This is a genomic window from Brevibacillus sp. BD137 (assembly GCF_041644655.1).
Taxonomy (GTDB): domain Bacteria; phylum Bacillota; class Bacilli; order Brevibacillales; family Brevibacillaceae; genus Brevibacillus; species Brevibacillus brevis_D.
Genome location: NZ_JAOTNO010000005.1, coordinates 229,212 through 247,732, shown reverse-complemented (window position 1 = coordinate 247,732; position 18,521 = coordinate 229,212). Strand labels below are relative to the sequence as shown.

Genomic DNA, 18,521 nt, shown 5'->3' with positions numbered 1-18,521 from the left:
CAATAACAGAATAAGTATAAATTACACAGGCAAAATGAGCAACTCTTTCGTAGACTTGTTCAGGTTCTCATGGCCATCAGCTGTAATCCACACATCGTCTTCGATTCGAACGCCACCAAGTCCTGTCACGTAAATGCCTGGCTCCATCGTTACGAGCATACCTGGCTCCAATACGAAGGTGCTCACAGTCGACAGCCCTGGCAGCTCGTGAACTTCCAATCCGAGACCATGACCTGCGCTATGTCCATAGGCATCCCCATAGCCTGCTGCTGTGATGAGATCTCTCGTTGCTGCGTCAGCGTCTTTTGCGGATACACCTGGCTTCAGTGCTTCTAAACCTGCCAGCTGGGCACGCAGAACGATATCGTAGATTTCACGCATTTTCGGGTCTGGTTCTCCTACAGACAATGTGCGTGTGATATCGGAATGATAGCCCCGATAAGCAGCACCAAAGTCGAGTGTAACCATTTCCCCTGCCTGAATCACTTTCTCGGACGCACGTCCATGTGGCAGAGCGCCGCGCACACCTGACGCTACGATTATATCAAAAGCAGAGCCTGTCGCACCTTGCTTGCGCATGAAGTACTCCAATTCCAAGGCAACATCGGCTTCACGCACACCTGGCTTGATGTAGCCTTGAATATGCGTAAATGCTGCTTCCGCGATACGAACCGCTTCACGAATGATAACCATCTCGGATTCGTCTTTAAACATGCGAATTTTTTCAAGCAGACCGCTTGTTGGCACCAGCTCTACTCCGTCGAATCCTTTGTTCCATTCCTGATACGTGCTAAAGGACACGCTGCTCTCGAATGCCAAGCGCTTGATCCCTTTTTCTTGCAAGAGCTTTGCCATCGCTTCCACAGCTTTTCTCTCGTTATTGACCACTGTAAATTCAGGTGCCTGTTCTTGCGCTTGTTCCACATAGCGGAAATCAGTGACGAGAAACGCTTCTGTTTCCGTGACAATTACCCATCCCGTTGATCCAGTGAAACCGCTCAAGTAGAAGCGATTCTCTGTTTTTTCGGTAATAAACGCCTCTGCTCCAACTTGTGTAAGTGCATCGCGCAATTTATGCAGACGTAGTTTCATGGCAGCCTTTTCCCCTTTTTGAAAGCTTTTATTTTTTTTCGACTTTACGGACGAGTGCTCTTAACGCCCATTCATATCCATCGATCCCCAACCCGACAACTTGTCCAATCGTAATAGGTGCGATGACTGAGTGATGGCGAAATGGTTCCCGTGTATGAATATTGGAAATATGTACTTCAATCGTCGGAAGAGCTACACTGGCCAAAGCGTCTCGGATCGCATAGCTGTAATGGGTGAATGCGCCTGGATTGATCAGAATGCCGTCATGGACACCTCTCGCTTGATGAATCGCGTCGATGAGGGCACCTTCGTGATTCGATTGGAGATGCTCAAGCTTTCCGCCCAACTCATTCATGACACCAGTCAGGATTGTCACCACATCCTCCAGCGTTTCCCTTCCGTAAACATCCGGCTCCCTCGTCCCCAATAAATTCAAGTTTGGCCCGTTCAATAACAAGACGGAAGTCATCGACCATCCCTCTCCCTATAAAAGTTTTTTTATTAATGAAACATTTTACCACAAGCCGCTCTGAATCCAAAGTAGACATTCGCCAAAGCAACATTTCGAACATTGCTACATCCATTTTGACAAGGAACGGAGAAATCCTCCTACCTTGTGTACTCATTCCATGCATGATTCTCGTCTGATTGCTCGAGCATGATTGTCATCCCAAGGAACAAGCCAAACGTCAAATACCAAGCGCCTTCCGTACTTAAGGTGGCAACCTCCCAATTTCCGATATGAAAGAAGAAACCCGCTATCCCTAACATGACTGCCCCGTAGACGAGCCCCAACCACCACACACGGATCCGACTAAATAGCAAGCTGAATACAAATGAAGCAACGAAAGTTTCAACGAACAGCACGATACCACCAAGGCACACGCTCGTAAACGTATTTTCGTCCTCGATACCGATAAAGGGACGAGCAAATGCTCCGACTCCGTACGGGGTCATGTGCAAAAAGTGAGCCATCAATCGAACGAGCCCCCAAATAATCGTTCCCCAGAATGCCACCTCCAAAATCTTCGAGAAGGAGACTCTTTTACTCCCTTGCCTGCCTTCTTCTGTATGGGATATGCGTGCTTGCTTGTGCCTTCGTCCTGTCTTGCTTATTTCCATTTCCATCACCTCTGTTCTCTAGTATGCTCTTCCTTTAAGCTTTTCACTTCCGCTTTACATTTGTTGGAAAAATACGAACTCCTTGTAGCTTCAAGTCGCCATTTCCGTTAATATAGTGGTAAGGATGGTGATTGAATTGGCGCAACAAAACGTACCTAGCTACGGCGGTCAGGCCGTCATCGAAGGTGTTATGTTCGGTGGCAAAACCACGACCGTTACAGCTGTTCGCAAAAAAAATCATGAAATTGAGTATTTTGAATCCCCAAGGTCCGAATATAAATGGATTACTACGCTAAAAAAGATTCCGTTTTTGCGTGGGATTGTTGGTTTGGTTGAAGCCAGCGCCAATGGGGCCAAACATCTCAACTTCGCCTCTGAACAATACAGTAAGGAGTCTGGAGAAGAAGCCTCCGAAAGTCCATCGAAGCTCACCATGATTTTAGGTGTTGCTGTCGTCGGAGTACTTTCCTTCCTGTTCGGGAAATTCGTGTTTACACTCGTTCCCGTTTTCCTGGCAGACTTTTTACTAGGAAAATGGGTACCGGATGGCGTTCCTCAAACGTTGGCTGAAGGCGGATTTAAAATTTTGCTCCTCCTCGGCTACATTACTGCCATTGCACAAACGCCGTTGATTAAAAGGCTTTTTCAATACCATGGAGCCGAGCATAAAGTGATTAACGCGTTCGAATCCGGGGTAGAATTAACAGTAGCCAATGTGCAAAAATTTTCCGCTCTGCATTATCGTTGCGGGAGCAGCTTTCTCATTTTTTCAGTGTTCGTCGGTGTTGTGATTTACTCCCTGTTTAGTTATGACTCCCTGACGGAGAGGGTCGTACAACGCATTGTTCTTTTGCCACTGGTAATCGGCGTCTCTTATGAGGTTTTGCAGTGGACAAACAAGCTCCGTGATGTACCCGTCCTACGTTACCTTGGTTATCCAGGATTGTGGTTGCAAAAGATCACAACTCGTGAACCAGATGACAGCCAAGTCGAGGTAGCCATCGCTTCCTTCCAAAAGATGCGGGAGCTTGATCAGAAGCACGTGCAGGAAAGAATGGTTACGACCGGATAACGTGAGGCATTTTTATTCCCATAGAGGTGAAGCCCTATGTTACGCCGCATTCCACCAGTGATTCTGATAGTGATTGTATTGGCGATTTACGGATTTTTGGTCACCCTCTTCAATGATCCTATCAGTACGATTGTCATCTTGGGATTATCCGTTGTCCTTTTCTTGGTCGTGCGCAACTATTTACAAACCGGCTCCTTCTTTTCACAAGGCGCTGGAGCAGGCAAACCTAGACAACCAAAGGTCAAGGTGAAGCAAAAGCCCTCCATCGCTCGGCAAGCAGTGAAAAAGCAGTCGACTCCTCCTAGAAAAGATCATCCGTTTCGTGTGATCGAAGGCAGCAAAGGGAAGCAAAAAGAGAAACCAGACGAAAAATCGCAAAATAATATCTCCCACTAAAAAACAGGTTGCCTGAATCGGCGACCTGTTTTTTTGTTAGACCAGTATTTTCGGTGAATGATTGCGAAACACTTTGACGTAATCTTCAAAATCCCATTGTGCCAAAAATTTGTGAGCCGCTGCCTCCCCTGACTCAAACAATTGTTGCCTGATTTCTTTTGACAGCTGAAATTGAGTGGTTCTCACCCCTAATGTATGGATGAAAATCGTCCGAACGGCTTTTGCCTTTTCTACATACAGGCGGTCATGAGCATCGAGCATAGTCGCCAGCAATCCCCGGGATAAGGAAAAAAGACCTTTGATTCTAGTCGCTTCTCTCTTGTCTTGATCATCAGTCAGACGAAAACCAATCGTCGGCCACCGCGGAGTCCCTGGTACATCAAACAACCAAACGGGGTAGTTGCTCAATAATGCGCCATCGACGATGTAATGCACATGTCCAGCACTTGTCAGCTTTGCAGGCTGAAAAAAGAACGGAATGGAGGAAGACATGCGAACAGCTCGTGCCACCGGGAAATGATCGGGTTCTACACCATACCGTGCCAAATCATCGGGAAGGATAAGCATTTTTCCGTTTGTGACATCAGATGCGACAACCTTCAGCTTACCAGGAGGAAGATCTCCGAATGTTCGTACTCCTTTTCGTAATAACAACTCCTCTATGAACAACTCGATTCGATCTGCTCGATAAATCCCTTCTCGCACGACTAGTTCATAGATTGGTCCGATGAGAGGAAGCCTGACCAGCCCTGAGCGTTTGAGAAAGTGAAGGTAATCCAGCTCTTCAAAGATCGGTTTCAACTCATGGCTGGAATAGCCTGCGCCGAGCAAAGCTGCAACAATGGAGCCTGCCGAGGTACCTGCGAGTCTTTCCCAGGAGTATCCATTCTCCTCCATGACTCGCAAGGCACCGATAAAAGCAATTCCTTTTACGCCGCCACCTTCAAAGACTGCATCCGCTTTCACCTTGTTTTCCCCTCCCTAAAATTCCTCCCCATTTTCCATGTATAAGACGACAGCTTTTCCGTTACCACAAAGAAAAAACGCAAGCCTGATCGGCTTGCGCTATAATACGATAACGAGATAGACTATTCCTCTTTTTGCTCATCTAACAAACGAATGTTACGAAGCTCTTCTATACGCTTTGGATCTGCCTCGAAGTACTGAACCAGATACTCCAGACATGTAATCGATTCCCAGCTCAGGTGATGCTCGATTCCTTCCACATCCTGATAAATATGCTCTTCATCTAAGCCAATGATCCGCATAAATTCTTCTAGAAGAGTGTGACGGTCCACAAGGCGTTTCCCGATTTTCTTCCCTTTTGGCGTCAAGACAAGCCCACGGTATTTTTCATAAACGAGATACTTGTCTTTGTCTAGTTTCTGAACCATTTTCGTGACCGAAGAGGGATGTACTTCCAACGCTTCAGCAATATCGGAGACACGAGCATAGCCCTTTTCTTCAATTAAGTTGTAAATGCGTTCCAAATAGTCTTCCATACTCGGCGTCGGCGGCATTGTGAACCCCTCATTTCCAAACCGTTATTTCATCTTGCCAAAAAAGGCACGTAGAAATATGATACCGCGTAATGAGAAGCATTTGCAAGAGAAAAGTACCTATCGCAGCTGTTTTTCTGTTGTTGGATTCATCATTTGGACATATTGTACGAGTTGTTGACCCAACTGCTCCATGCGCGCCTGCAATCGCTCATCCTTGAGCTTGCCTTCTGGTGTAAAGGCATTGTAAGCACTTGGGATGGAAGGGCTAGATGGCAGCGGCCATGCATGTAAATTGCGCATGATTAACTGCAAGGTGTTGACCGTGTTCGTAGCACCCATGCTTCCACCAGCGACACCAATGATGGCAACCTGCTTGTCACGCAAAATGCGCCCTTCCAGGAAGTCAATGGCGTTTTTCAAAGCACCTGTCATTGTGCCATGGTATTCAGGCGAACCGATCACAAGTCCATCTGCTTCAGAAACCGTTTTGACAAATCGATGGACAATTTCAGGGTACGTACTGGTATCGTCACGATCATCGTACAGCGGCAGCTTCCAGTCCGCCAGATGAATCATTTCAACATCGGCACCTGCAGCCTTTGCGGCTTCAAGAACAATATGAATCGCTTGTTTTGTCGTAGAATTGGCATTCATGCTTCCGGCTATTCCTACAATTTTCATGGTTTCACCTCATCGATAATCTAAATACTGGTATGTTCCTCATTATATTCCATTAAGTATAATTTGTAAACATTTATGTTTATTTAATATCATCTGTTCTGAACAAGCCTGTTTGCTTCATACACTTGTACCAAGTTGCAAGTGAGGATGATGCCTATGGACAAAGTCGCTTGGAATATCGCCGTGCTTTTTGCAGGGTCTGCGTTAGGTGGATTCTACTTGGGCGGATATGAATGGTTACGCTTTTTTACTTATTTCGGTTCCTGGGGGACAATAGGCATTGCCCTTGCGGCTCTTGGCCTCGGCTGGTTCGGCGTCCAGCTGTTGACCTTTTGCCATCGCAAGCAAATTCGCTCCCTGTACGAGCTGTACTACGTATTGTTTGGCGAAGCGTTCGCTTCTAGCCTATCTGCCATCACCCACATTCTGCTATTGGGGTATACAGGAGTCATGCTTGGCCAACAGGCAGATTTCCTCTTGGAGGAGTTCTCTCCCCTATGGTTCATCCTTCTGACCATTGCAGCCGTCTTCTTTATCTTAAATCGTTGGCGATGGATTGTCACCGCAACAGCCATATCTCTATCCGGCGGTTTATTATTATTCGGATTGATTTTCAGCGCACAATCCCATGTACCAATACCGAGCTTGGGCTATCAACTGAATGTGAACTGGCTGATTCACGCCGTATTTTTCCTAGCCTTGCATTTTCTCATCGGCTTTGCCACGACTTTACCACTGGCAGTACATGCGTCCCATGAGCGAACGGTTCGGATGGGCGCAATGATCGGAGCCGGAATCTTCCTTTTGTTCACGCTGTTAGGTCAAGCTATTCTTCTTGCCCACTGGCATGATTCCCACGCCTCTGTACTGCCCATTAAACAAATTTTAGTTCAAATGATGCCAGGTGGCGATTGGCTTCTCGCTATCCTCTCATTTGTGCATGGAGGAGTCATCGTCGCCGCCCTACTCTATTCGTTGTCACATCCAATAGCGACACGTCAACATCTGCAAATGCTTCCGCTGATTGTCGCCATGCTGCTTACCGTATTTGTATTCTCTCTTCTCACACTCGTTGTTCCATGGAGTATGTCTGCCATCGCCAGTGCAGCGACCTATTGCGGCATGTTCTTAATGGGCTGGTACGTTTGGAAGCAACCGAATTGACCTGATCGTTTACTCGTAGCTCCTGTGGCCAAGACAGAGTCTTGGCCACTTTTTTCACACTATAGGAGTGAATTCACTATTCCAACCACGACCAAGAACACAAGGATAAACACCAAAATATTCAACGGATTCATCGTCACGTAGGCCTCCTCTATCCATGGTTTCTCTCCCTCATTTTACCACAAATGAAAAACGTCCCCCGAAGGAGACGTTTACTGCAGGGCCTCACTTTCCGCTCTTAGCTGTCCCCCATTTGGAGATCCCATCGGATAAGCTGGCGTTGTATGTTCTGTCATTTTGTGAATTGCTGAAAGGACCGCCTTCGTCGCCTTTGCAATTTGTTCCCAATCCATCTGTGCGATAGAGTCATCTGTTGCTTGTCCCGCCCCTGCGCTCGTCACAAGTGCGGTAGGAATACCTGCGGCGGCTAAAGAGTCTGCCGCGCCGATTCGTTCACGCGTCCCAGCCTTATCGCTAGGAGACAACCCCGCTGCTCTTAGGAGTTGGATTGGCAAATTTTCCTTACCCAGCGGATTGGTTGCAACGAGCTCTGTCTTTTGGCTGCCCACCCCTTCGACATAGAAGGCTGCTATCATGGCTTGTCGCTCTTTGGCTGATAAGGCATTCGCATAAGCAATTGGGCCTCTGCTTCCCGACGTAACCGCGCCAAAGCTGACAAACCTCACTTCGGTATCAATCGGCTTGTCAGCCATATTACGAGCTATCTCAAGCAAGGCCGCTACACCGGAGCCATTGTGATTTGCCCCAGCTGATATCCCGGCGGAATCATGGTGAGCAGAAATCATGACGACCTGCCCGGTGTCATTTTGATTGGGCTTTCGGCTTGCCACGATATTATACGAGGTTTGCTTGGTTGTTACGGCTCCTTCTACCTTGACGGTTCCCTTTACGGGCCGCTTGTCCATGATGCGTTTTTGGAGCTTCGTGCCATCCGCATTGGACAAAGCGATTACAGGAACAGCGATATCCAAGGGTTCGCCCAGGGAAGCATTCCAGCCTTCCTCCCGATCATTCCAGATGATCAGTCCAACAGCTCCGGCAGCCGCTGCTTGGCGTACTTTTTCTCCGAACGGAATCTCGCCTCTCTTGACCAAGGCAATCTTTCCCCGGGAGGCATCATTCGCAAAATCAACCGCCCTACCCAAGCCTGCATCCACCACCTCTGCTGTCGAGGTTCCATTGATCCCAAAAGTAAATCCACTTATTGTCCATTTTTGACCCGGCCATTCTTCCATCGTCAGGGATAGAGTCGTTGGCTTTCGGTACGTATAATAAGAAAAAGGATCGAGCTTTGTCTTGTACCCGTAAGAGCGAAGTGTATTTTCCACATAGACAGCTGCCGCAAATTCCGTTTCAGTAGCAGGTGGACGGGCTGTTCTTGCCAATTGCTCGACATGGCTGTACAAGCGTTCACTATCGATCCAATCTTGAGCTTCCTCTGCATGAACACGATGGGAAAGGAAAGGTATCGGCAATATCGTTCCACAGGCAAGCAGGGCACATAGCGCGTAATGACGGACAGATCGCATGGCATTCTCCCTTTCCTTCGCTCTTTGCTCTTTATTATGGGCGTTTACGACAAACCGAGTCTAGTCAGAATAGTTAGTCAAATAACTTCATCCTGCGCCATCCCTGGACAGCTTTCGCTTTGTTCTGCCCAAAACGTCGATTTTTCGCGTGACTTCCTTCCATATGAAATCTTAATAGAAAGGGGCTTTACTCCGTAAAATTATTGATAAAGAAAAGGCGACTTTCAAATTGACCGATGTCCTTGCCTTTTGCTAAGGTGGAATCAACAAAAAACCGTTTGAAAGAAACGGAATGGAATCCATTGAGGGGGAAGTACCATGCTCTATGTAGATGGGAAATGGGTAGAAGAAGGGCAAGTCGCAGTTCATCCAGAAGACCGCGGTTATAACTTTGGGGATGGCATCTATGAGGTAGTACGCATTTATAAGGGGCGCATGTATCAATGGGATGGACATCTAACCCGATTGTTTCGAAGTGCCAAAGAAATAAAAATGGAGCTTCCATGGAGCGCAGAAGAGCTGACAGACTTAGCGAATCAGCTGATCACCAAGAACAACATCACGGAGAATGACGACGCCAGCCTTTACTTGCAAGTATCTCGTGGCTCCGCTCCACGTGTACACGATATTCCCTCCGGAATCCAGCCTGTGATAATGGGCTTTGTCCATCGTAAGGACCGCCCTGTCGCCGATATGAAGAAAGGCTTGACTGCTCAGCTCGTTGAAGATATCCGCTGGCTGCGTTGCGATATCAAAACGCTCAACCTGCTAGGCGCTGTTCTAGTCAAACAATACGCAAAGGATGTAGGTGCCCAAGAATCGATTTTGCACCGCAACGGCGTCATCACAGAGTGTAGCGCTTCTAATTTGTTCGTCGTAAAAAATGGCGAACTGTATACGCATCAGGCTGACAATCTGATCCTGCACGGAATTACTCGCCAAGTGGTGATTGATTTGGCTCGGAACAATGGCATCGCTGTCCATGAAGAAGCATTCGACATTCCTTTCTTAAAGCAAGCCGATGAAGTATTCCTCACCAGCACGACCGCGGAAATCATGCCGCTCATCTCGGTAGATGGTGTCGCAGTCGGCAACGGACAGCCAGGAGCTGTCGTGCTTACGCTACAAAACTTGTTTGAACAGCATATCAACACAAGTGTACTCGTGTAATGAAAATAACGTTTTAGTCTGGAGTTATTGATCTAACGCGGTTTTTCAAATATATTCGGCAGTCTTTGCAAAATAAGTTTAAGACTGGTGCAATAAAAGAAACAGCCGCGGACTAAGATGTGAAATATAAAGTCTTAGACTGCCGCTGCTATTTCGGCCTATGAATGAACTAACGTCTTCGTTAGTTCTTCTTTTTTTGGCAAAGGCCATTTCTTAGCCTTTACAGGGGATGTTTAATTGAATGGCCGAAAATATTCATTTACTTTAAAAGCAGTGATTTAATTACTGGCACTATTTCCAATGGTTTCGTCGTTGTTTCGTATCTTCCGTATACATGACCGTTCCGTTCGATCAAAAACTTTGTGAAATTCCACTTGATCTCAACACCAGCGTATATGTCAGGATACTTTTCTTGCAGAAAGCTCTGCATCCATTGACCGTCCGAGGTCTGAGTATCAAAAACCTTGAAATGGCGCTTGCTCTGTTAAAAATTGAAATAATGGATGAGCAGTCTGACCTCTAACCTCCATCTTCTCAAATAACGGAAAGGTCACTCCAAAGTTGCTCTCACAATATTCCCGCACTTCCGAGTTGTTCCCTGGCTCTTTCTCGTTGAATTGGTTACAAGGAAACCCAAGTATTTCAAACCCCTGCTCATGGTAACTTTCGTAAAGCTTTTGAAGACCAGCGAATTGACGAGAATAGCTGCACCTACTGGCAGTGTTGACTATAAGGAGAACTTTCCCTCGGTAAGCTGACAATTCAACAAGCTTTCCATTAATTGAGGTGACTTGAAAATCATAAATCGACATGATATCGTTCCTCCCCTATGATGTTGCCTTTGCAAAACCGAAATTTAGACGTCCGCAGTTTAATTACATAATAAGGCCACGTCCACTATTGGCCTAATATATAGTATTAATAATGTTAATAGGAATAAACTATATCATCCAAATCATTCGGTGCCTTGAAATACTAGGACTGGACTTTTCAGTGAACAACGACGCCCATGCTAGGCGCACCAAAAAACAGCCGATATTGCTGCGAGAGCAAATCGGCTGTTACGTCATTTATTGGCGGGACACCTTGACGAGCTCCCCTGTCGAAGCATCGATAAAGCTGTAGCCATTCTTCCATTTGCGCTGATAGACCAACTGCGGTTCGGGAGCTCTTTGACCATCATACTGCTCCCACACGTAGACCAGTTCTAGGTCAATTTCTTGTTGGATCGTTTCTTTTGCTTCTGCTGCACTTACAATCTTCTTTGAATCTGGAAGGGTAATGCGCGGGTTGAGAGGGGTGGAGGTTTAACTCAGCAATCGTACCCGTTGCCTTGTCTACACCCACCATATAAGACTCGTCAGATACTTCGACCCCGTTGCGTTTTCCGAGGAAAGTGAATGAATACGCATTATCCTCTTCCTTATCCAGCTTGTTCTTGTCTACCCACTCCGGAATATCTTCTTCAGGAGTCTCTACGATAAGCGATAGCTCCGTTAACGCAGGGTCAAGATAAGGTACGAGTGCTGCGATCTCTTTTTTCTTCGCTTCCTCTACACTGATTTTCTGCTCTGTTTTTCGTTGGTCTGGCAAATTCAGATCGAAGTCGATGAGCCGGTCACTCTGTTCATCTGTCGTGAGGCTAACCAGATCAAATGCAGGAGTACCTTTATTTGAATCGTTCATCGAACTTTGCCGGTTAGAGCATCGATCCAACCAATGGTAAGACGGATGGGCAATTATTTGCGTCGCATATCATTCCAATATCCCCATATAATCCCATACTTCTATTTAAAAACACGCCCTCGTGTTAATCGACGAGGACGTGTTGGTGACCACTCTATGTTGTGAACATTTGTTTGGTTTACTCAAAATCAAGCCAGCCCTACATCTTCTTGGTACGATTGAGGACTGATATTTCACGAAGGTCAGATCATTTATTACTGTTGAGAGCTACATTCCAATCAACTTGACGCATGGGACTGTGCCTAGAGGCGAGCAGCTTGGTGTAGAAACCTCGATTTTCTTTAGCAGTTTGGAAAGACGTATCCGGAATCAAAAAATCAATTCCTGCCACAAAACCGGCAATATATTCACTCCATCCGGAATACGCTTGTTGTGCCAGTCTTGCAGCACTTAACATATATTCCATTGCCTGATCCTTTTGCAAGTAACCGAGTTTCAAACCAGCTCTGGATAAAAGGACGCACCAAGCATAGTCATGAGCAGCAATCCCCTCTGAAGGTAGACATCTCGAATAGTAATCGACAAGAATCAACTGAGATTTCGATTGATGGTCCTCGGGTAACGCTTGAATGTATGCCGTTCGTTCTGATTCGGAAAAAGCAAATAAGAAATGACGGAGACGATTGAATTCTTCCCTCTTCCCTTCCGATATGAGCCATTTTATTGTATCAATTAGTGCGGTCTTATCTGTAATCTGTTTTTCCTTAAGAAGAAATAGGCACGTTCGTCTACTTAAATTTTCATGATATAACGCATAATAGTAGGCTCCACTTTTGCTAAAGCAAACGACGAAAGAGCTCGCAGAAATAATCTGTGACCCTTCTGATTATATGTAAGAAGGTGGGTGCCATCGGTTCCTCCTTATTAGAATCGGACCGTTTTGTAGGTCCTGACAATCAGTCGAAGCAACAATGCATAGAGAACTAGTAACAATACGGAATAAATCACTGCTTTGACGGGAACTTCATTAGTGACATTATGTACAACAATTAGTTTATCGACAACAAATTTGGAATCTTTGTATTTGGATCCAAATTCTGTAATCTGCAAAACTTCCCATACATACTCAGGTAACTCTTGCGGCATTTTCACGATTGTTCCTGGCGAATCAATGAAATTACTTTTTTGTATTTGCACTGCCTGATTGGCATCTGAGACCAATAAAACGATTGATGAGTTATCAAGCTTAGCAACATAAAACCACCCTGTGGGGAGAATGCTTCGAGCCCAATTACGTTGCTTACTGTAGGAAGAATTATATCGAGTACTGATAGCACCGGTTTGGGCTTTTAAATGATACTCTGTTATTCCTAGAAAATGAACACTGGGAAGCTTTATTTGGGCGATATCAGAATAATCCAGTTGATTCAGCACCTCAGTGGAAGATAGTTCTACAGGATGAATCCTATTTTTTAGATAGGAGATAGGTGTTAATCCGGAATCATTAATGAAAGGATTAGATAACAAAACATGTAGAAAAAAAATTAAGGATAGAATGAATACGACACCTGCTTTGGGCAACTGCATCCAAAACAGTTTCACACTGCCAAAAAAATTTGGCTTCCCAAGCTTTTTATACAATCTCTTTATGACTGATCTTCTGGTGAAAAAGGTCCTCCGCTTGGCCCGCTCCACCATCTCAGAACGGATATGGGCAAGGCTGGTTATGGCATCGATATCATTCGGAAAACTCTCCAATATCTTCAAGTAGTTCTCCTCTGCCTTCTCTAACTCACCAAGCTGAATGAAGCATTTCCCCAACAGACGCAGGGCACCCATATTGGCAGGCATACGTGAGAGGACGTACAGACATTCGTCTTTTGCTTCTACGAATTGATGGGTTTCATACCATATCCGAGATCGAATCAGATACCAGTCGATGTCATCTGGATAAATGCGGATTCCGTGTTCCATTGCAGCAAGAGCAGACTCCTTTTCACCCATTCGAAGGAAGTATTCACCCTGTAGCCGAAGCAAGTCAGGATCATCTGAATACATCGCATAGGCTTCATCAAGCGATTGACCTGCCAGTTCCAGATTGTTTTCCTTAAGTGCCTGATATGCCGTCTCCCGCTTGTTCAGAAACACATCGTAGTCTAAATCAGCTGCATGCTGTATAAAGGTATAACGAAGAGCAGGTTCATCCAATTGTCTACAATAAAAATGGTAAAACTCTTCGGTGAAATGCTCCATTCGATCGTCCGGATCTTCTGTTGCTAGTTCACGCCAACGAAAACAGTATTCGATGGATTCCCAAACTCTCTTAGGGAGAAACCGATGTTCATGCAAGAAATCCAATAATGTTACTTCTACTATTTCATTGAGCCTTACATTCCAGACAATATCGTTATTTAAAAGCTTTGACCATTGTTCATGGCTGATACGGGAAGAGAAATCAGAATACACCTCTTCAACTTGTTCCATGAATTCATCTACTGGGTCAATCTCTTCTGGTCGGTCTATCGTTTCAACTGTTAGCTCGACCGTGTTGGGAGGATTGGGCCAGATATGGATGTTGCTTTCATCGCTGAACGACGGGCCTGTTTCTTTGATGGCTCCCTTTTTCGCAGCCTTCATTGCATAGTCATATGCTTCTCTTAGCCTTTGATAGCCTTCCGGATCATCCTCGGGGTGGTGAACCTTCAGTTTTTGGGAGTAGGCTTTTTTAATCGATGGAATATCTTCTGTGGGTTCAATCTCCAGTACTTCCCACACACCCATTAGTAGTCGAACCACCCTTCTAAATGATCCAGTTGTTTTTTAAACGCTAAAGTTGCCTTTTTTATCAGTTGCTGATCTTGTGTGGCTAACACAGCTTCGAACTTTTCCAGTAAATATGCAATTTCTGTGCGTTTGTCCCCAAGGGATTCTTCATACATCCGTTCCCCCCGAGCAAGCAACAGTCTATTTTCGGCCCTGTCACGCGGATGGATTTTGATATCTCTCAATTCGTTAAGACGAGCTTCGATCTCCTCAGGTGACAGGCTTCCTGGGTTTTTCTCGATAATCATGTTCTTTTTCAAGCCAGTACTGACTATAGTAACTTCAACCTCCAAAATCCCATTAATATCATAGGTGTAGCGGATATCTATAGACTGCTGGCCTGCGGGACCTTTTGGCACCTCTACTTTGAGCTCCCCCAGTTTGATGTTGTTCTCGACACGGCGGCTCTCCCCCTGGTATATTTCGGTGAGAATCGCAGTCTGATCATCATTGACTGTATACAGACGCTTTACTTTGCTCACAGGTATGGGCGTGTTACGTTCAATGATCGGCAGATAATGTACCATCCTCAAAGCCGCTTGCCGTTCTTTTCACAATATCGGTTCCAAGCGTATAAGGGCATACATCCGTCAGAATAATCTCTTTTAAGGCTTCGTTTCTCTCCTTGAGAGCAACTTGAATCGCAGCTCCAATCGCTACCGCTTCATCTGGGTTGATTTGCGAGTAGGGCAAGCGTCCAAACATTTTGCTAACAGTCGACTTGATTATCGGCATTCTGGTGGCACCACCGATGAGAATGATAGCATCCAGCTCCTCAGGAGTAAGAGATGCGTCTCTCAATGCTCGCTCGATCGGGTGGCGCAAACGAAGCAAGAGCTGGCTTGCAAGCTTCTCAAATTCATTTCGATCCAAGCTGATTTCATGTGTTTTGCCATTTATGGTAAAGCTCATTTTTCCGATCAGATCCCGGCCGATCATCCGTTTACAAAGTTCCGCCTGTTTGGCAATGGCAGAGTGTGCCTTGGCATCTAGAGCCCCAGAATCCATCCCTGTTTTTTCAACAAAATAGGCAGCGAGTATCTTTGTGAAGTCCTCGCCACCAAGATAGTTATCTCCTGCTATCGATTTCACCTCCATGACTCCTTCAAAAAATTCGAGTATAGAAACGTCAAAGGTTCCTCCACCTAAATCAAAGACCAGGAATTTGGTATCGGACTTTTCCTGATGAAGTCCATACGCGATCGCAGCGGCAGTAGGTTCACTGATGAGTCTCTCTACTTTTAACCCGGCTAATTCGGCAGCACGCTTGGTTGCCTTTCGCTGAGAGTCATTAAAATAAGCCGGAACGCTAATCACCGCTTCCGTAACCTCATATCCAAAAAATGCTTCAGCATCTGCCTTCAAGGCTTTCAGGACGAAAGAGGACAGCTCTTCAGGAGAAAATGAATACTGCCCTAACTTAAACAGCTTTTCTGTACCCATATACCGTTTGAAGGCTGCTGCAGTTACATGGGGATGGGTAATGAGACGCTCTTTTGCAATTTGGCCGACCAGAATTTCACCATTGTCATCGATGCTTACAACAGATGAAGTAAGGTGTTCTCCCAACACATTCGGTATTAGCTCGGGACCGTTATCACACCAAAAAGCTACCAGACTATTCGATGTTCCCAAATCAATACCTATTGTTGTCATAGAATATGAATACCCTCATTTCTCATGTAATGTATAACAACTCAACCGTTATTTAGTAATTATATTCAATAGTATTTATAGTATTAAAAATCGATCAAAAACAAAAGGTTTATAATATGGTTCCTGTCATTCTTCGACATTGAAGGACTATAACGATATTCTGTTGGTCGCGAAAAAAATTGGAATCGAAAATCCATTCCTCCCAACGAAAGGCACAGCTACTGACTGTGTAATGTCTGTGGACCAAGAACCCGATACATTGAAAGTGCCATTTCCACGTTTTGTTATTCGTCAATCCATGAACGAAGTCATTAGGCTTTTCAAAAGAGAATAATGTATACGAAGTTTCGCTTCCGAATAATTATGCTTCTTCAAACCATAAAGACTTTATAACCGAACTCCAAGTACAAATAGAGTAATGACACGTTACAAAAAAGGGTGGGGACTAAATCAAAAATAGTGCATTTTCTCCATCCACTGTATTTGATCATCCTGCCCGTAAATTCGATTTAGTACATTATTTTCACTGGACATACTCGTGTAATGAAAAAAGCTCTCCCGGTATACACATAAATCCGAGAGAGCTACTCTTTTTTAACGACGCAGATTCCATTCGTCTGTGGCATAGCGCGTGCGCACAAGTTCTTCTGCCAAAGCGAGTTCTTCGTCCGTAGGCGTTGAAGGGATCAGCTCCACTTCCAGTCCTGATGCAAAACCTTTCGAGAATGCCTCGACCGATTCTTGGAGACTAATTGGCCGAGGGCTTACTTCATTGATCGTCACTGCTTTTTGTCGGAAGCTATCGATCATCCGTTGTTTTACCCGCTCCGACGGGAAATGTAAGAGTGAGAATAGCAAATCCACATCCATATCAAGTAGGATAGAGCCGTGCTGAAGAATAACACCCTTTTGCCGGGTCTGCGCGCTTCCCGCTACTTTTTTCCCCTCTACCACGAGTTCATACCAGGAGGGAGAATCAAAGCAGGCCGATGACCCTGGAGAATTGTACTTTTCCTTCTCCTCTTCACTTGCTAAGGAGACCATTTCCGCCGAGAGTCCAAGGTTTTGGAATCCGTGCAGCAGTCCCAAGCTGATGATTTTGTAGGCTTCCGTCACGCTCGAAGGCATTTTCGGATGCTCTTCGGATACGATGACACTGTATGTTAGCTCCTGATCGTGGAGAACAGCACGCCCCCCTGTCGCTCTGCGAACAAAGCCTAATCCTCTATTTTGAACTTCCTCCAGGTTGATTTCCTTGATGGCCTTCTGGAAATAACCAATTGACAGTGTCGCTGGGTCCCACGTGTAAAAACGAACGGTCGGGGGAACCTTCCCCTCACTGTGCAACTGCAAAATTGCTTCATCTACTGCCATATTCATTGCGGGTGACATGGCTTCCGTCACGATATAGCGCCACTGTTCCATCTATGTACCTCCTCATTCACAACGCCTTCATTGTACGCTTCTGGCACGAGGGACGGCAAGCCTCGGATGCGCTATTTTGAGCGAGCTGTCTGCTGTAAAATCGCCATGACCTGCGCCAATGCCTCTGTTTTCTTCTCATTCTCTTCGCGCATTCGCTGCAAGATGGACTCCCTGTTCGTTTGCAAGTCATTCACCGCTTGATAAAAGCGATCATCCGTTAGCTCTTCTTCCAGCAGAACATGACACAAGCCCTGCCTTTCAAAGGACTGAGCATTTAAAATCTGATCACCCCGACTTGCTTCACGGGACAACGGTATCAAGAGCATAGGCTTTTGGAGGGCTAAAAACTCATAAATGGCATTGGAGCCAGCACGAGACACAACAAGATCTGCCATCGCCAGCAAATCAGGCAGCTCCTCCTGAACATACTCGAATTGCTTGTAGCCTGTTACCTGAATCGTTTCATCCACTTGATTTTTGCCACAAATATGTACAACGGAAAAATGCTCCAGCAGGTTATCCAATGTGCGACGTACCGCCTCGTTGATTCGGCGCGCTCCCAAGCTTCCTCCCATGACAAGCAGGACAGGCTTTTTTGTGGGAAAGGAGCAGTACGCCAAGCCTGCTTCTTTTCGCCCCTGCTTCAACTCTTCTCTCACGACTGCGCCTACGTGAATCCCTTTGCTTCTCGGTACTTTCGAAAGCGAATCCGGAAATGTTACGCAGACCTTGTTAGAAAAAGGGACAGCCAGCTTGTTTGCGAGACCGGGTGTCAGATCAGATTCATGGATGACAACGGGAAGACGGTTTAGCCACCCCCCAAATACGACCGGTACGGAAACGAAGCCTCCTTTGGAAAAAATCACATCCGGCTTCCATTTGCCGAGAAAGCGAAAAGCTTGCCAAATGCCTTTGAGGACTCGCAGCGGGTCACTCATGTTTTTCCAATCAAAGTAACGTCGCAGTTTTCCTGAAGAAATGCCAATATAGCGGACATCCGGATGGTTGGCGACGAGCTCACGTTCGATTCCATTCACAGAACCAATGTAGGCGACTTCCCAGCCCAGCTTGATAAAATGGGGGATGAGCGCAAGATTCACAGTAACATGACCTGCCGAACCACCACCGGTAAAAACAATCCTTCTCTTCATTCGGTTCGAACCCTCCCCTACTTTTCCCCCA

At 45.9% G+C, this 18,521-nt stretch carries 16 protein-coding genes and 2 pseudogenes; 4 read left to right on the top strand and 14 right to left on the bottom strand.

Annotated features, from left to right (window positions below):
* Window positions 1-21: 21 nt before the first annotated feature.
* The 3 genes from ODZ53_RS13810 to ODZ53_RS13800 form a co-directional block, all read right to left on the bottom strand.
* On the bottom strand, window positions 22-1,092 hold the full coding sequence (locus tag ODZ53_RS13810) for a M24 family metallopeptidase (protein WP_372677737.1): 1,071 nt from the start codon (window positions 1,090-1,092) through the stop codon (window positions 22-24).
* 28 nt (window positions 1,093-1,120) lie between these two features.
* Window positions 1,121-1,561 carry a type II 3-dehydroquinate dehydratase gene (gene aroQ / locus ODZ53_RS13805; protein ID WP_199927140.1) on the bottom strand — a complete coding sequence of 147 codons (441 nt, stop codon included), beginning with the start codon at window positions 1,559-1,561 and terminating at the stop codon, window positions 1,121-1,123.
* A gap of 140 nt (window positions 1,562-1,701) precedes the next feature.
* Window positions 1,702-2,214, bottom strand: coding sequence for a YqhR family membrane protein (locus ODZ53_RS13800; RefSeq protein WP_372677735.1), 513 nt, complete (start codon window positions 2,212-2,214; stop codon window positions 1,702-1,704).
* Between the two features lie 124 nt (window positions 2,215-2,338).
* Between ODZ53_RS13800 and ODZ53_RS13795 the strand changes: the two genes are divergently transcribed.
* Window positions 2,339-3,286 carry a DUF1385 domain-containing protein gene (locus tag ODZ53_RS13795; RefSeq protein ID WP_050763827.1) on the top strand — a complete coding sequence of 316 codons (948 nt, stop codon included), beginning with the start codon at window positions 2,339-2,341 and terminating at the stop codon, window positions 3,284-3,286.
* 36 nt (window positions 3,287-3,322) lie between these two features.
* Window positions 3,323-3,682: an ABC transporter C family protein gene (locus tag ODZ53_RS13790; protein ID WP_012686006.1), complete on the top strand. Its 360-nt coding sequence runs from the start codon at window positions 3,323-3,325 to the stop codon at window positions 3,680-3,682.
* Between the two features lie 36 nt (window positions 3,683-3,718).
* On the opposite strand, the gene ODZ53_RS13785 is transcribed toward ODZ53_RS13790, so the two are convergent.
* From ODZ53_RS13785 to ODZ53_RS13775, 3 genes are all read right to left on the bottom strand, one after another.
* A complete protein-coding gene (locus ODZ53_RS13785; RefSeq protein ID WP_372677733.1) occupies window positions 3,719-4,648 on the bottom strand; it encodes a patatin-like phospholipase family protein in 930 nt (309 codons plus the stop codon).
* Between the two features lie 122 nt (window positions 4,649-4,770).
* Window positions 4,771-5,202, bottom strand: coding sequence for a transcriptional regulator MntR (gene mntR / locus ODZ53_RS13780; RefSeq protein WP_016739887.1), 432 nt, complete (start codon window positions 5,200-5,202; stop codon window positions 4,771-4,773).
* Between the two features lie 99 nt (window positions 5,203-5,301).
* Window positions 5,302-5,865, bottom strand: a complete 564-nt coding sequence (locus ODZ53_RS13775) for an NADPH-dependent FMN reductase (RefSeq protein ID WP_372677731.1) — start codon at window positions 5,863-5,865, stop codon at window positions 5,302-5,304.
* A gap of 156 nt (window positions 5,866-6,021) precedes the next feature.
* Between ODZ53_RS13775 and ODZ53_RS13770 the strand changes: the two genes are divergently transcribed.
* The gene (locus ODZ53_RS13770; protein WP_372677729.1) at window positions 6,022-7,029 is read left to right on the top strand and encodes a hypothetical protein; all 1,008 of its coding nucleotides are present in this window, start codon (window positions 6,022-6,024) and stop codon (window positions 7,027-7,029) included.
* A gap of 212 nt (window positions 7,030-7,241) precedes the next feature.
* Here ODZ53_RS13770 and ODZ53_RS13765 read toward each other — a convergent pair whose 3' ends face one another.
* A complete protein-coding gene (locus ODZ53_RS13765) occupies window positions 7,242-8,579 on the bottom strand; it encodes a M28 family peptidase (protein ID WP_372677727.1) in 1,338 nt (445 codons plus the stop codon).
* A 318-nt stretch (window positions 8,580-8,897) separates the two neighbouring features.
* Here ODZ53_RS13765 and dat point away from each other — a divergent pair, with 318 nt between their 5' ends.
* Window positions 8,898-9,749 carry a D-amino-acid transaminase gene (gene dat, locus ODZ53_RS13760; protein ID WP_372677725.1) on the top strand — a complete coding sequence of 284 codons (852 nt, stop codon included), beginning with the start codon at window positions 8,898-8,900 and terminating at the stop codon, window positions 9,747-9,749.
* Window positions 9,750-10,008: 259 nt separating this feature from the next.
* Here dat and ODZ53_RS13755 read toward each other — a convergent pair.
* The 7 genes and pseudogenes from ODZ53_RS13755 to ODZ53_RS13725 all read right to left on the bottom strand — a co-directional run bounded on the left by ODZ53_RS13755 (window position 10,009) and on the right by ODZ53_RS13725 (window position 18,490).
* A pseudogene (locus ODZ53_RS13755) lies at window positions 10,009-10,561 on the bottom strand (glutathione peroxidase).
* Window positions 10,562-10,961: 400 nt separating this feature from the next.
* Window positions 10,962-11,435, bottom strand: coding sequence for a YcdB/YcdC domain-containing protein (locus tag ODZ53_RS13750; RefSeq protein WP_372677723.1), 474 nt, complete (start codon window positions 11,433-11,435; stop codon window positions 10,962-10,964).
* A 247-nt stretch (window positions 11,436-11,682) separates the two neighbouring features.
* Complete coding sequence (locus tag ODZ53_RS13745; protein WP_372677958.1) at window positions 11,683-12,189, bottom strand: DUF1266 domain-containing protein; 507 nt, start codon at window positions 12,187-12,189, stop codon at window positions 11,683-11,685.
* A gap of 170 nt (window positions 12,190-12,359) precedes the next feature.
* Entirely contained in the window at window positions 12,360-14,216 is a 1,857-nt protein-coding gene (locus ODZ53_RS13740) for a J domain-containing protein (RefSeq protein ID WP_372677721.1), read from the bottom strand.
* Window positions 14,216-15,914, bottom strand: a pseudogene (locus ODZ53_RS13735) (molecular chaperone HscC). Before ODZ53_RS13735 ends, ODZ53_RS13740 begins: the two are co-directional and overlap by 1 nt.
* A gap of 594 nt (window positions 15,915-16,508) precedes the next feature.
* Window positions 16,509-17,339, bottom strand: coding sequence for a lipoate--protein ligase family protein (locus ODZ53_RS13730; RefSeq protein WP_372677719.1), 831 nt, complete (start codon window positions 17,337-17,339; stop codon window positions 16,509-16,511).
* Window positions 17,340-17,410: 71 nt separating this feature from the next.
* On the bottom strand, window positions 17,411-18,490 hold the full coding sequence (locus ODZ53_RS13725) for an undecaprenyldiphospho-muramoylpentapeptide beta-N-acetylglucosaminyltransferase (RefSeq protein WP_372677717.1): 1,080 nt from the start codon (window positions 18,488-18,490) through the stop codon (window positions 17,411-17,413).
* Window positions 18,491-18,521: the final 31 nt, after the last annotated feature.